This is a genomic window from Haemophilus parainfluenzae ATCC 33392, assembly GCF_031191205.1.
GTDB lineage: Bacteria > Pseudomonadota > Gammaproteobacteria > Enterobacterales > Pasteurellaceae > Haemophilus_D > Haemophilus_D parainfluenzae.
Genome location: NZ_CP133470.1, coordinates 1892963 through 1908259 on the forward strand (window position 1 = coordinate 1892963; position 15297 = coordinate 1908259).

General features: G+C 37.9%; 10 protein-coding genes and 1 tRNA gene. 1 reads left to right on the forward strand and 10 read right to left on the reverse strand.

The window, feature by feature from the left end; genetic code table 11:
• Positions 1 to 85 precede the first annotated feature (85 nt).
• The 10 genes from RDV53_RS09145 to mukF all read right to left on the reverse strand — a co-directional run bounded on the left by RDV53_RS09145 (position 86) and on the right by mukF (position 12476).
• Complete coding sequence (locus tag RDV53_RS09145) at positions 86 to 415, reverse strand: TusE/DsrC/DsvC family sulfur relay protein (RefSeq protein ID WP_005696112.1); 330 nt, start codon at positions 413 to 415, stop codon at positions 86 to 88.
• 1 nt (position 416) lies between these two features.
• The gene (ttcA, locus tag RDV53_RS09150) at positions 417 to 1346 is read right to left on the reverse strand and encodes a tRNA 2-thiocytidine(32) synthetase TtcA (protein ID WP_005696113.1); all 930 of its coding nucleotides are present in this window, start codon (positions 1344 to 1346) and stop codon (positions 417 to 419) included.
• Positions 1347 to 1404: 58 nt separating this feature from the next.
• Positions 1405 to 1490, reverse strand: a tRNA-Leu gene (locus RDV53_RS09155).
• Positions 1491 to 1684: 194 nt separating this feature from the next.
• Positions 1685 to 2185, reverse strand: coding sequence for a non-heme ferritin (ftnA, locus tag RDV53_RS09160; protein WP_005696114.1), 501 nt, complete (start codon positions 2183 to 2185; stop codon positions 1685 to 1687).
• A 19-nt stretch (positions 2186 to 2204) separates the two neighbouring features.
• Entirely contained in the window at positions 2205 to 2690 is a 486-nt protein-coding gene (ftnA, locus tag RDV53_RS09165) for a non-heme ferritin (RefSeq protein WP_005696115.1), read from the reverse strand.
• A 769-nt stretch (positions 2691 to 3459) separates the two neighbouring features.
• The gene (gene sbcB / locus RDV53_RS09170) at positions 3460 to 4881 is read right to left on the reverse strand and encodes an exodeoxyribonuclease I (RefSeq protein WP_005696116.1); all 1422 of its coding nucleotides are present in this window, start codon (positions 4879 to 4881) and stop codon (positions 3460 to 3462) included.
• A 2-nt stretch (positions 4882 to 4883) separates the two neighbouring features.
• The gene (locus tag RDV53_RS09175) at positions 4884 to 5756 is read right to left on the reverse strand and encodes a DMT family transporter (RefSeq protein WP_005696118.1); all 873 of its coding nucleotides are present in this window, start codon (positions 5754 to 5756) and stop codon (positions 4884 to 4886) included.
• A 69-nt stretch (positions 5757 to 5825) separates the two neighbouring features.
• Entirely contained in the window at positions 5826 to 10343 is a 4518-nt protein-coding gene (mukB, locus tag RDV53_RS09180) for a chromosome partition protein MukB (protein WP_005696119.1), read from the reverse strand.
• Complete coding sequence (gene mukE, locus RDV53_RS09185) at positions 10343 to 11095, reverse strand: chromosome partition protein MukE (protein ID WP_005696120.1); 753 nt, start codon at positions 11093 to 11095, stop codon at positions 10343 to 10345. Before mukE ends, mukB begins: the two co-directional genes overlap by 1 nt.
• A 46-nt stretch (positions 11096 to 11141) precedes the next feature.
• A complete protein-coding gene (gene mukF / locus RDV53_RS09190) occupies positions 11142 to 12476 on the reverse strand; it encodes a chromosome partition protein MukF (protein WP_005696121.1) in 1335 nt (444 codons plus the stop codon).
• Positions 12477 to 12923: 447 nt separating this feature from the next.
• Between mukF and RDV53_RS09195 the strand changes: the two genes are divergently transcribed.
• A complete protein-coding gene (locus tag RDV53_RS09195; RefSeq protein ID WP_005696124.1) occupies positions 12924 to 15101 on the forward strand; it encodes a YadA family autotransporter adhesin in 2178 nt (725 codons plus the stop codon).
• Positions 15102 to 15297: the final 196 nt, after the last annotated feature.

The window sequence follows — 15297 nt, forward strand, 5'->3', positions numbered from 1 at the left end:
GTTTAACGCCCTTTTTTTCAATATAAGAATTCTTTTAAATTTTTTCTAAAAAAATAACCGCACTTTATCGCGCGGTTACGTTATTCTATAAGCATTTAGCTGGCTTTGGCAGACCCGCCAGTTTGGTTGCTTGTTTAGCAGGTCCGTCAGGGAAGAGTCGTTGCAAATGGCGGCTATTGCCTTTATCGGCGCCTAATTTTTCTGACATTGCTTTTACCAGCATTCGAATCGCAGGGGAGGTGTTATATTCTTGATAGAAATCACGCACAAAATAAATCACTTCCCAGTGAGCTTCGGTCAGTTCTACACCTTCTAGCTGAGCGATGTGTTTTGCTACATCCTCATTCCAATCAGCAATATTAAGTAAATAGCCAAAGGCGTCGGTTTCGATTTGTTTTCCTTGTACGGTAATCATATTAATTCACTTCTTTAAAGCTGATCATTTCATTATCGGAATAGTCAGACGCATCTTCATCATCAAATTTCATTGGTTCGATACGTTCTTCATCAAATGCGGTATCACCTTCTATGCCATCAAGTGATTGACCATGTTTAATGCCTTTGAAATCGAAGAGTTTTGGGTCACATAAGTGTGACAACGTAATGTTTTGCATGGCGCTAAACATGGTTTCTAAGCGTCCAGGATATTGACGGTCCCAAGTATTCAACATTTCTTTCACCACTTGACGTTGTAGATTAGGTTGAGAACCACATAAATTACAAGGGATAATTGGGAATTCTTTGGCTATGGCATATTTTTCAATATCCTTTTCTTTACAATAAGCCAATGGACGAATCACAATTTGCTTGCCGTCATCTGAAATTAATTTCGGTGGCATCGATTTTAATTTTCCACCGTAGAACATATTCAGAAACAGGGTAGCTAACATATCATCACGATGATGACCAAGTGCAATTTTTGTTGCACCAAGTTCAGTTGCTGTACGATATAAAATACCACGGCGTAGGCGAGAGCAGAGAGAACACGTTGTTTTACCTTCTGGGATTTTCTCTTTTACGATGCCATAAGTATTTTCTTCAACGATTTTATAATCCACACCAATACTTTGCAGATATTCAGGTAAAACATGCTCAGGAAAACCGGGCTGTTTTTGGTCTAAATTGACTGCAACGATATCAAATTTAATCGGTGCGCTTTGTTGTAAATTCAACAAAATATCAAGAAGTGTATAGCTGTCTTTACCACCAGAAAGACAAACCATCACTTTATCGCCATCTTCAATCATGCCAAAATCAGCAATTGCGTTGCCTACATTACGGCGAAGACGTTTTTGCAGTTTATTGAAATTATAAGTTTGTTTTTTATCTTGGTTTTGTTCTGTCATATTGATTACTTTAGCTAATAAAAAAGCCCTGAATCAACTTCAGAGCTTATAAATTCTGTGGTGCCTAGGGTCGGACTCGAACCGACACGGTTATTCACCGGCGGATTTTGAATCCGCTGCGTCTACCAATTTCGCCACCCAGGCATTTAGGTTGTTCTGAATTATACGTTTATCTTACTTCGTTGCAAGTAAAATTTCATTAAAAACGTGTGGTTGTTTTAAATTTCATCAACTTGCATTCAAAGATGAAAGGGAAGTTTAAAATAATTTGATACGTTGTCACTATTTATGAGTAAAATAAAAGCTTAGTATTTCTACTAAGCTTTATGATTATCTAATTAAGCGGTTTGACCTGCAAGGTTACCTAAATCTTTATCAATTAAGAATAAACCTTTGCCATCTTCGCCAAGAAGATTTAACTTGTCTAAAATACCGCTGAATAATTTCTCTTCTTCGTGTTGTTCTGCAACATACCATTGTAAGAAATTGAATGCTGAGTAATCTTTTTCTTCAAAAGTTTTACCCACTAATTCATTGATTTTACTTGTGATCAATTTTTCGTGTTCGTAAGTTAATTCAATGATTTCTTTTAATGATTTGTACTCATGCGCAGGCGCTTCAATTGCAGTGATTACCGCTAATGCACCAGTTTCATTTAAATAAGTGAATAATTTACGCATGTGTTGCATTTCTTCTGCAGCGTGAGCTGATAAGAATTTAGCTGCACCTTCAAAACCGTTTTGTTCGCACCATGCGCTCATTTGTAAGTAAAGGTTTGAAGAGTAGAACTCAAGGTTCATTTGATCATTTAATAATTTGATTACGTTTGATGATAACATTTGTATTCTCCTTTTTAAATTATAAAGTTGCTAAATCACGATCGATAAAGTAAAGCGAACGACCGTCTTCACCCACCAAGTTAAATTTATCAATAATGCTATTGAATAATTTTTCTTCTTCGTGTTGTTCTGCAACGTACCATTGTAAGAAGTTAAAAGTAGAATAGTCTTTGTTTGCAAAAGTCACTTCAACTAATTCATTAATTTTAGAAGTAATGAATTTTTCGTGTTCAAGTGTGGTTTCAAATACTTCCTTAAGTGATTTGTAGTCATTTTTAGGTGCATCAATTTTACCTAAAAGTGGCATACCACTTGTTTCACTTACATATTGGAATAATTTTTGCATATGTTCTAATTCTTCATCAGCATGACGAAGTAAGAATGCTGCAGCACCTTCGTAACCGTGCTTGCTACACCAAGAACTCATTTGTAAATAAACATTAGAAGAGTAGAACTCTAAATTGATTTGTTCATTTAACTTATCTGCGATTGCTTTATTAAGCATAAACCAACTCCTTTCCTTATTAAGTAGAGATTAAAAATAAAAACAAGACTGCTTAACTTGTCATCGGTGTGCATTCTAATCTCACAAATGAGAATAATCAAGTATTTTTTTAAAATATTTTTTATAACTCACTAATAATAAAAGAAAAATCAATGTTAATTATTCTCATTTATGAGATGTTTGTAAAATAAATTCTCATTATCAGATCAAGAATGATGAAATCTGGTGAATTGATGTACGTAATTGTATTCAGAATTCACGTAGCGTTATCTAAAAATTTCAGACTAATTCTAATTATTCCATTTCAAAGACATCCATTTATTTCTTTTATATCCATAACCCAAAATCACCTTATTTTAACCAGTGCATAAAAGTAGGATAGTTATCTGTTTTGATTGGTGACGTACCCATATATTCGATTTAACATAATATACATTGTGCGAAATCAATTACAAGGTTAGTGAAAGCTACGTATTAATAAAATCACAGAGTTATACACAGGTTGTAAATACCACTTAAGCGATGCAAAACCTGGCTCTAAAGCACCTTGCAATAAGATGAAGTAATGATTTATACACTCTAAAGTTGTTATGTAAGGAAAAAATAAAGAAGTTTATATGTATCAAATAATGACAACGTTACGTGAATTCTGCGTTATTTTATGAGGTGAATATCATCAGATTTAAAAAAGAAAAACGTAAATCTCAGGGATTAGGATTTACGTTTTGATGAATGGCATTTGTGTGACTATGTCTCGATATGTATAAGATTAAGATAACAGTTTTGCTCCGTATTCATAAACCTGTTGCAGTAAATTCAGTTTGGTTGGATTATCAGAATATTCCTCTGCTAACTGCTGTAAGCTTTCTTCAAATTTAACCGCACTTTGTTCTAATTTACGTTGGCGATATTTTTGCCATTTTATTTGCTCAGCACGATTTAGGGTTTTGTAGAAATGTCTTGCACGATAATGGAACAACAATTCAGGAATCCGTTTATCTTCAAATGCTAAACCATGTCCAGCTAATTTCTCAGCTGGTAAATCCCGTAAAATAGCCATATTATTTTTATCGGCACTGCTAAAGAAGCCGTTATAAAGCTCAGTTTCTACATTATCACTCGGCTCAAATTCACGCTCTTCTGAGAAGATTTCAATAACTTTCTCGCGAATATCTAAGGATTGGCGCAATTTTGCTAAATTATCTAAGCAATGTTGTCTATCTATCCCTAAACGAGCCGCATTTTCTGGCAGTAAAGTTTTTGCAGGCGCCAAAATTGGGCATTTATTTATATGAACCAATTTTAATGGAACTGATGAAACTCCCCTTTCTTCTAGCTCGCTTTTCTTGGTATATAAATCTTGTCGCAAATCAACCGCACTTTTACTGAGTAAATTATCAATATCACCTGATAAATCACAGACGATTACGGCATTTTGATTAGTTGGATGCCATGCTAATGGTGCTACCCAAGCACAATTACCGCGATAATTCCCTAGCATGCCCGAAACGTGCACTAATGGTGTCATTTCAGCGGTGTCGAGCAGTTTCTCAATTTCCTTTTTGCCTCTATGCTCAAAGAAGAATTGAAATAATTTAGGCTGCTTTTCTTTGATTAATTTAGCCATAGCGATAGTTGCATACACATCCGCCATGGCATCATGAGCATTTTCATGCTCAATGCCATTTGCTTTGGTTAGCTTTTCTAAGCGAAAGCTTGGCATGCCATCATCGTCATAAGCCCAATTAATACCCTCAGGACGCAAAGCATAACAGGCGCGTACTAAATCCAGTAAATCCCACCGAGAATTGCCATTTTTCCAGCTATATTCATAGGGATCGATGAAGTTACGGTAAAAGGTATAACGAGTCATTTCATCGTCATAACGAATGTTGTTGTAACCCATCACACAAGTATTGGGTTGTGAAAATTCAGCTAGAATTTTTGCGGCGAATTCAGGTTCAGGAATTCCCTTTTCATTACATTCTTGTGGTGTAATTCCTGTGACCATTACGGCTTCCGGGGCAGGCAAATAATCATTGGTTTGCTTGCAATACAACATAACAGGCTCGCCAATAATATTAAAATTTGCATCGGTACGAATACCAGCAAATTGAGCAGGACGATCACTTGCCGGATTGATACCAAAACTTTCGTAATCGTAGATAAAAAAACTAAAATCGTTTGCCATAATTAAGCCAAAATTTTATCTAAATAATATAAACAGAAAATTGCTGAAAGACTGATAAGTACGCCAAACCAGTTTATTTTGCTGATTTTTTCTTTAAAGAAAAATGCGCCGGTGATGGTGCCTAAACAAATAACACCAATGTTCATTCCCGCAAAAACTAAGGTTGGATTTTGTCCGAAACTTTGGTGCGCTTTAATGTAAAACAGGATGTTGAAGAAATTCAATACACCTAAAATGATTCCACCAATAAAGCTTGGCACAGTCCATTGAGTACGTTTTAGGAATAAATATAGGAACATGACACAAGCGGCTAATGAGAAAGCGATGAATAATGTAGTTGGGAATGCTCCCCCGCTTTTGGCCACTTGTTTAAATAAAATATCAATGGTGCCATAGCCAAACCAAACACCGATTAAGCCTAAAACACCTTTAAAAGTGACCGCACTTTGTTCATTTGATTTGTTCAAAATACAAAATAAACCGATGAATGCCAAAATAATACCAACGATTTTTGGCTGGCTTAATGTTTCATGGAAGATAATAAAAGACGCAACAATCGGTAGAAATAACGATAAGCGTTGTGCTGCATCTGAACGCACGATACCCGCAAATTCAACGGCTTTAGACATAATGATAAATACGGTTGGTAATAAAATCCCTAACGCCAGGAAAATAGGTGTGCTATCACTTTGCGCTAAATATTCAGTAAATTCTAATCCTTTAAAATCAGGTTTGAGTAAGAAATAGCTTAATGAAATGGCGACAATATAGTTAAACGCAATGGCTTGTTCAATAATGATATTTTTCTTGCGCGCAACTTTGAGTAATACCGATACGGCAACACTACATAGAATGGCTAAAATAAGGTTATGCATAATTCGTCCTAAATTCTCATAAAAATAACAATGAAAAAAGCGGCCAATTGCTTTGACCGCTTTAAAAAACTACTCTGTTGCGCCAAAGCCACGCAAACCAACCACATGAACTTGTTCTTGGTTGCCGGCAATTTTACGCACCAGTTTATAGGTTGTCCCTTTTTCAGGGCTGATATTCTCTGGCGCAGCGATAAGTAATTGCATATCCAAACGTTCGCAAAGTTCGAACAAGGTAGAAATAGATTTACCATCTAAACGCGCTGCTTCATCTAAGAATAGTAAGCGGCATGGTACGATGTCTTTACCGCGAATTCGGCGACTTTCCTCTTCCCAGCTTTGTACAACCATTAATAGGATTGACATACCCGTACCGATCGCTTCACCTGTCGATAATGCGCCACTTTCAGCGCGTAACCAGCCATCCGCACCACGGAAGACTTCAACTTCTAGCTCTAGGTAATTACGGTAATCTAATAATTCTTCACCGATAGTTTGTGCTGTGCGTTGGCCCATATCAATATGCGGGTTAATACGTTGATAAAGTTTCGCAATGGCTTCAGAGAAGGTAATACGATTATCACTGAATAAATCTTGATATTCTTCCTGTTTACCTGACAGTGCATCAAGCAACATCGCATGTGTATCACGAATGTTGACCACTAAACGTACCGATTTCACCTGACCGAAGGCAATATTTTGTAAACCTTGGTTTAACATGCGAATACGATTTTGTTCACGTTGAATGGTTTTACGCATAATATTTGCCACACTTTCAGAACTAATCGCCAATTTTTTCTCACGGCCAGTCAATTCTTCTGTTAAGCGATTAAGCTCAATTTCCATTTGCTCAATTGCATCAATCGGATCATCTGTTTTAATAATATCCTGACGAATACGTTCACGAAGATGTTGATATACCGCAATGAAGAAGCGGACTTTATTTTCTGGTTTACGGCTGTCTTCAGAAATACGCAATGCATCGCGTAGATATTCATTATCTGCCACCGCAGTACGTAGCGCACCTAAGGCTTTATCCGACATTGAACGTAACTCATCAGCAGATAAATAAGCTAACTCACGGCGATTGAGTCGTTTTTCCACATCAGAATTGCGAGATAAACGCAGAACCACACACCAGCTGACTTTCGCAGCTACAACCAATTCACGTTGAGTTTTATAATCACGTTCTGCTTTACGAATACGTTTATTTAAGTTATCCGCTTCACTTTCAATGAGTGTTAATTGTTTTTCGACATAAGAACGACGTTGACGGATGGTTGAAAGTTGTTGATATAACTCATCACGGCGATTTCTCGCACGTTCCTCTGCTCCTTCATCAGCACGTACGCCCAATTCACTAATCTCAGCAATTAATTCTTTCAACAATTGATTTTTACTGTCGTAAGAACTTTGCAATTGAATAAATACTTGATTGTATTGTGCAAATTGGCTTTGTTTTTGACGTAATTGTTCACGTTGAGCATCACGTTGTGACTGCAATTGTTCCAAACGTTGACGAAGTTGCTCATTAAGCTCTGATGTTTCTGCTTGCCCCCCATCTTCATAACTGAAGTGATTTTTACGTTGCACCACATCCGCTAAAGCAAATACACGTTGTTGTACTTGTTTTTGGCGTTCAATGGCTTGGGTTAAATCAGCTTTTAAGCGCTCATAGTTTTCTGGGTCACTTTGTAAGGTATTGGCAATCGGCTCTAATTGTGACAACGCAACTCCATGTTGACGAATGAAGCTTTCATCTTGTTCCGCAATATCTAGTTGTTCACGGCATTCTTCAATGCGATCAAGTAATTCTTCATCAGCAAGTAAGTTAAGCTGCGGCATTAACTTATTCAACAATTGCATTTTTTCTTTGGCATTATCCAATTTAATGCGAATTTGTTGCTCAGTACTTGAGAATTGATTGAGTTCGCGATCAATTTCATTGCGTTCTTGATTGATTTCCGCCATAACCTCTTCAGGGTTTGGTTGGAACGCAAGCGCTAAATGTAAGCCAACAAATTGACTAAAGTGTTCGTGTAAACGTTGACATTTTTGTACATCAAAGGCGATTTGTGCGTATTCTTCCGCAATCTCATCACGTTTAGCTTGTAATTCTTCTAAATGTTTTTCACGTGCAGCACGGCCGAATAATGGAATTTGCGGGAATTTTGAATAACGCAATTCACGATCAGACACTTGCACCACAACGCCCATTTCAAGTTCTTGGGCTGAAAGTACGCTGTCATCAAAGGCATTTGGGTCACCTTCGATTAAATATAAATCGTCTGGACAATCTTCTAAATTAGCTAATTGTTCGCGTACCGTGTTGAGATCACGAACAACGATAGCATGACGCGCAGGACCATAAAGTGCAGAGAAATAAGGTGCATCTTCAATTGGAACATCATCATATAATTCAGAAAGCAATACCCCACCAAAACGTTCTGCAAGCACATTTAAACGAGCATCTTCAGAACCATCTGGTTGGCTTAAACGAGAAATTTGCTCGTCTAATTGTTGACGTTGTTTCTCTAAATTGTCACGTTGAATAGTCAGCTCACGTTCTTTCACCAATTGTGATTGCATAAAATGCATTACATCTTGGCTATGCTCGAAGGTTTCACCACTTTGCTCTTGTAAACGTTCTAAAGCGGCTTGAGCAGTTAACCAAGCCGGTGCTTTACGAGCATTTTCTTCGTAAAGTGCTGTTAAACTTTCACGTTTTTGACGTAAGGTTGAACGGTTTTCCACTTGCTCTGAAAGTTCTTCATTCAAACTTTCAATGAGTTCTTCTTGTTCAGCGTGGTATGCTTCGAGTTCATCAGCGGTTTCTAAAGATAAATCAGCGCGCTGATTAAAATCAGCCAATAATTTAACCGCACTTTGTTGTTGAGCATAACGCTGCTCTAACTCATGTAATTTTGCACGTAATTGAGGTGTTTGTTGTGCCTGAATTTTTTGTGTTGGATATTCACGCAATAATTCTTTAGCACTTTCCCAAGCACTTGAACGTGGCATATCGCCAGCAATTTTGCACACCAACTGATAGGCTTTATCAAATTGCGATTTAGCCGCTTCAGAAATAGACATTTTATGTTCTAACTCAAGCACTTGCTCGGTAAGACTTTCTGCATGGGCAGCAAATTCCGCATGGTAATCTTCCGCATTTTTCACGCTTAAATCCGCTAAACCACATAAGGTTTTCGCTTTTTCAAGCGCGGCAATTGCTTGTTGATATTGCAATGCACGGGTTTGTTGTGCATCTAATGCTTGTTGATAATCCGCAAGTTGCGCACGTACTTGGTCAATTTCAAGTTCAGTTTGCTCAAATTGTGCTTGGCTTTCTTCAAGCTGTTCGGTTGCGGTTTCCACAACCATTTTTTGTTCTTCTAATTTTTCTGTAAGCTCAGCTACGTCTTCTTGATAGCGCGATACTTTTTCTTGATGACGTAACGCATTTAATACCAAGTTTAGATGGTCTGCCGCACTTTGGTGATCTACTTCTAAAGTACGTTCATTTTCTGCCAATTCTGCAGTTTCACGGCTTAAGTCAATTAAGCGATGTTGTGATAACTCTTGCTCAGCTTTTGCTTTATACCAATCACGACGGAAACCTAGAGCCGCTTCAATATTGCCTCGGCGTTCATTGGCATTACGCATATAATCTGATGCCACATAATTAGTGGTTTCGGTAATTAAATGTTTAAATAAATCACGGTCAGATTGGGTAACTTTAATTGCTTCAAGGGTCATGCGGTTTTCACGTAATGCACTTTCCATATCCTGGAAAGCTTTGCGTACACCAAAGTTTTCTGGCAATAAGTAATCACGTAAAGAACGGGTAATAGCGCTGGAAATACCACCGTATAAAGAAGCTTCGATTAATTTATAGAATTTGCTACGGTCTGAGGCACTACGTAAGCGTTTTGGAATGATGCCCAAATCAAACATCATGCCGTGATAATCGGTGATGGAATGATATTGCTTGAATTGCGCACCAAGGTTTTCAATTTTGTCTTTTAATTCGTTTAAATTGAGTACGCGTGCTTGACGTTCACCGACTGTTTCGGTGAAAAGTGCGGTCGGATTTAAGGATAATTCTACCCCTTGAATCGAGAAGGTTTTTAAATCCACTTTCTTATCACGACCCGCAATTTGTTGCAGACGCACACCCACGAGAATTCGTTGGTGACGGGAATTGATGGTATCCAATACTGCGTAACAAACGCCAGGACGCAATTTACCGTGTAACCCTTTATCACGCGAACCGCCTGTCGAGCCTGCTTCTGTGGTATTACGGAAATGCAATAAGGTTAAGTCTGGAATTAATGCTGTGACAAAACCCGCCATGGTTGTTGATTTACCGGCACCGTTACCACCGGAAAGTGTGGTCACCAATTCATCCAAATCAAAGGTACGGGCAAAGAAACCATTCCAGTTAATTAAGGTCAGTGAACGGAATTTACCTCGTTCTACCCCATTATGTTGGTTTAATACAGGAGCAATGAATTCTTCTTCAACCTGTTCAGTTGATTGCTCAGGTTCGTCTTGATAGATTTCGTTTTCAAGTTCTAATACATCAGACATTATTCTTGTTCTCCTGCATCATCAAATTCTTCATCAATTTCGACCGCACTTTCTTCATCATCAAGATCATCAGCATTGCTCGCCGCTTTTGCTTGTTTTTCCAATTCCAGAGATTGCGGTGTTGCAGCTTCCCCATCACGAATTAAGCGAGCTTGTGCTTCTAACGGGTCATCACCAGAACGCACTTCAGCCCCAAAACGGAAGACTGATTCTGAAATAGTAAATTTACTGCTGTGTTGTTCACCCACGGTATGAATCATACCTAAACGGCGTAAACGACCGATCGCCGCGCGTACTTTTTCAGATAATTTTTGCTTATCTAAATCTGAACCGCTGGAACGTTGATTGACAGCTTTCAACAACTTGCCTTCATCCGCTAAATTCAGCAATTCATCATAGACTTCTTGCATGCTGAAGATACCTTGCTGCGCCAAACGTTCTGGACTTAAATACAAATAACAAAGTACTTTCCCAACCAACATTTCTAATTCAGAAAGCACTGAACGTGCAATTAAGGTTGTTGCTTTCGGACGTAAATAGAAAAAGCCCTCTGGAGCACAAATTAATTCCACATTGTAACGGCGATAAAAACCATCCAACTCATTTTGGAAATCCATTAAAAAAGCATGATTATCTAATTGATCGGTGCTGATATGGCGACCTGAACGCAACAAGCTGTCCACTGTCGGGAAAATAGGATTCGCAATGGCATTTGCCAATTTCGGGGAAATTACATCTTGAATATCTGTCATAGTTAATTTCTCATTTTATGAATTCGTTTTTGGGTAAGCCACGAAATTAATATTTATCAATCACATGCGCTTGCACTTCTGCGCCGTAATCGTTAATTTCCTGCCATTGCGGATAAATACCGGCTAAATCATCATTTGCCATACCTAAACGCACAGCTTGATCCACTATAATACGCGCCACATCGAAATGACGGGAAAGCGGATAAGCTTCTAATTGTTCTTTTAAGACTAAACTTAAATCAATCGGACGATTATTTTCACGATATTGAATTAATAAGCCTTGCATATGCTCGACGATTTGATCATGTAAATCAGCCAAAGACTCGTATTGCAATTCTTCAGGTAATTCCCCCAATGCATCATCTTCACGTAATACCATTTCTTCATCACGCAGATCGACCAAACGTTCCGCTTGAGCAGTCCACAAGAACCAAGGATGATCGAAATAGCTATGGATAGAATTACGCAAGCGTTGTGAGAATACACGGTTTTTATCCATATCAATGGCGGTACGGATAAATTTATGCACGTGACGGTCATAACCAATCCAGAGATCGATGGCTTGTTGCCCCCAGCTAATAATGCGGTCGAGCTTAGATTGTAAATCGGTAATTAATTGTTCAATAAAATACAGCTCATCATGACCAATTACACAATCTTGAATACGTAATAATTGAGCCTGTAACTTGTCACCCGCTGCATTTAAGGTGTCTTGTAACTCACGTAAATTGCCTGAGGTTTCATCTAATAAACGTTCACAGCTAGAAATTGCCGCCTGCCAATCTTTTGTAAGCAAATTCGCAATTTCTTCCTTAATGCTTTGCTGATTTTCATCCATCACACGTTGTGATAAATCGATACTATCGAAAATCTCTGCTACAGAATATTTTAATGGTGCAAATACATTACGACGCCAAAAATGCTCATTTTCCCCTTTTGCAGTCCCTTCCTCTGCTGCATCGGATGCACGCTGAATTTCATCTGCCACAATAGAGAGCTGTACAGAAAGACGCAATGCAGAAAATTCACGCTGACGAATATAATAATCTGATACACCAACGCCTAATGGGGTTAAACGATAAATAGAAAGCCCTTCAGTAAACTCGCTACTGAAACGATTAAGAAAACGCTGCTTCACCAATTCATTGATAGCATTATTCGCACGGGTGGCAATCGCATCCGTTGATTGGTCAAAGGCACTGGTTGTGTGGCGGAAAATATCCACTAAATCGGCTTCTAGCATCTCACCGTCTAAGCGTTCGTTGTTATAGATAGCGATGGCCAGTAAAAACACTAAGCGCTCTGTCGGCAGATTTAACGAAAATTCCCGCTCTTTCGCCCATGAGACGAGCTCAGGAATGGTTTGTGAGGTTTCTATCATTCGGTTACAAAAGCTTAAAATTGAACAAAAAATTTTTGAGATTATACAGGATTTTTCGTCAATCTTGAAAATCTTCTTATGAATTGACCGCACTTTTTGTATTTAATACCGCTTGATCATTTATTTATAACGTACTTTAGCCATCCTAAAAACTTACAAAGCATACATTAATTTACATAGATTTACATTTAATTACAAATCTTTACAAAAGAAGTCAACTATTTACTTCACTATCAGAACTAAACAAACTACAATGCTGAAGCACGCAAGCGCGCACTTATTCTCTTAAATGAAGAATATTATTACCAATATGATTTTCTTAATCAGTATCAGTTCATTACTCGCTTGCTGCATTTCCATCTATTTTTATAGATTTCACCAAGTTACCCAACTCTAGTTTTTACACAATTGCTGTGTCAAAAAACATTCTTTTAAAGCGAGGAAATAATGAAAAACTTTAAAATCAATGCAATTACAGCATTAGTCGTAGGATTAAATGTAGCAACAGCTCATGCGGCAAGAACCACAAATCCTGAGCCTAATCAAAACGTACTATATTCGGGCGGTTCAGTATTCCTAAATCATGCAGACGCAACTAATGTAGATGAACCTAGCCACACAGCTATCGGGCAAAGTAATTTGATTTATTCAGTGCCTGAATCAAATGACCCAACTGAAGATCAAGGATCTAGTTCTGCATTCGGTAACCAAAATACAATTAGAGGTCAACATGCTAACGCTTTTGGCGATGGTAATGATGCATATGGTAAACAAACTCAAAGCTTTGGAGACGGCAATAAAGTTTATGCAAATGAATCTATTGGATATGGCATCAAGAATCAAATTGGTACACAACCGTCTGATGCTAAATCGCCTAAAGCAACACGAGAAGCTGATACAAATACAAATTCAGCTTCTGTATTTGGTTTAAATAATACAGTGGTTGGAAACAATATCCTTACTTTAGGCAAAGATAATAAAATTACAGATACTTCAACAACAAATGCAACTGTTATTGGATTTAATTCAACAGCAAATGCGACTAATGCCATTGTAATTGGCACTGAATCTCAAGCTTCTGCTAATGAAACCATTGCAATTGGCCAAAAAGCGAAAGCGAGCGGTCAAAATAGCAATGCATTTGGATCACAAGCAAATGCTTTGGGAACTAGCTCATTAGCCGTCGGAACAGGAGCCCAAGCCAAACAGGATTCTGCTGTCGCAATTGGTAATGATTCAAATGCAACAGCAAAATCTTCTGTTGCCTTAGGTGAATCTACAAATGCAACTGCTATTTTTGCAACTGCTGTTGGAGATAGCGCTACGGCCTCTGGTGTGCGTAGTTTTGCAGCTGGTTTAAATTCTAATGCTCAGTCAGATGATTCTATTGCTATCGGTGCAAATACAAGCTCAACAGTTCGAGGAATTTCTATTGGTGCAGAAGCTTCAGCATATCATCAAGGCATTTCTGTCGGCTATAAGAGCAATGCTTCTGGTATTGGTTCCATTGCAACAGGTGTCGAAACATCAGCTTCTGGTTTATCCTCTATAGCAAGCGGTTCAAACGCCGTAGCTTCAAGTACAGGATCTGTTGCTATTGGTGAACAATCAAAAGCAACTGCAGGATATGGTTTAGCTATCGGTGCAAAAGCAAAAGCGGAACATAGCTCAAGTGTAGCATTAGGTAATGGTTCAGAGACCAAACAAGCTAAAAGTGTTAAAAATGCAACTGTTAATAATCTTTCTTATGGTAATTTTGCAGGAACTGATGCAACTGCCACTGTATCAGTCGGTGCAACACAAAATGCACAATACACTCGTCAAATTGTGAATGTTGGTGCTGGTGAAATATCTAAAACATCTACAGATGCAATTAATGGCTCACAACTTTATTCCGTTACGGATACCGTCGGTAATATCGCAAACTCAATGAAAAATATTATTGGAGGAAATGCAACTATTAATCCAAACGGCACTATTAATGCAACTAATATTGGTAATACTGGAAAAAACACAATACATGAAGCTATTGAGAGCATTAAACAAAGTGCTCAAAATGGCAAAGATGTTGAAGTGACAGCTGGCGATAACATTGTTGTTGAAAAAACAACTAGCACAACTAATCCACAAAAAACCTTTAAAGTAAGTACATCAAAAAACCTTAAAGCAGATTCATATAGCGTCAACAATTCAAATATTAAAATTGATCAAAATGGAATTAATGCAGGTAATAAGAACATTACCAATGTTGCGGAAGGAACAAATGCAACGGATGCTGTGAATGTATCACAATTGAATAAAGTAAAATCGAGTATTACAAATAACACTCAAGCTATTTCAAACAATACGAGAGCAATCAATAATTTAAATAAGAAAGTAAATGATGTTGATCGCAAATCTCGTGCTGGAATTGCTGGCGTTGCAGCGATTGCTTCTGCCCCATCTGCACGTAAGGATGGTAAGAGCATGATTTCAACAGGTGTTGCTCATCACCGAGGCGAAAGCGCAATTGCAATCAAAGCCTCTCGCAATTCAGATAATGGTCATTGGTCATCAAATGTAAACGGTGCAGCAGATACTCGAGGTCAATGGACTGTTGGGGCTGGTGTTGGTTACGAATGGTAATCTGACTTAAACTTAAAAACAAAGAGCCACAAATTGTGTTGTGGCTCTTTTTTATCCTCTAAAACAATGAAAAATTTGACCGCACTTATTACAAGATATATCGCCAAACAAATGCACTGACTAAAATAATCAACATAATAATAATTTGTATTAAACGTTTTTTGGTTAATTTTTCTGCTGCCATACCTATTTACTC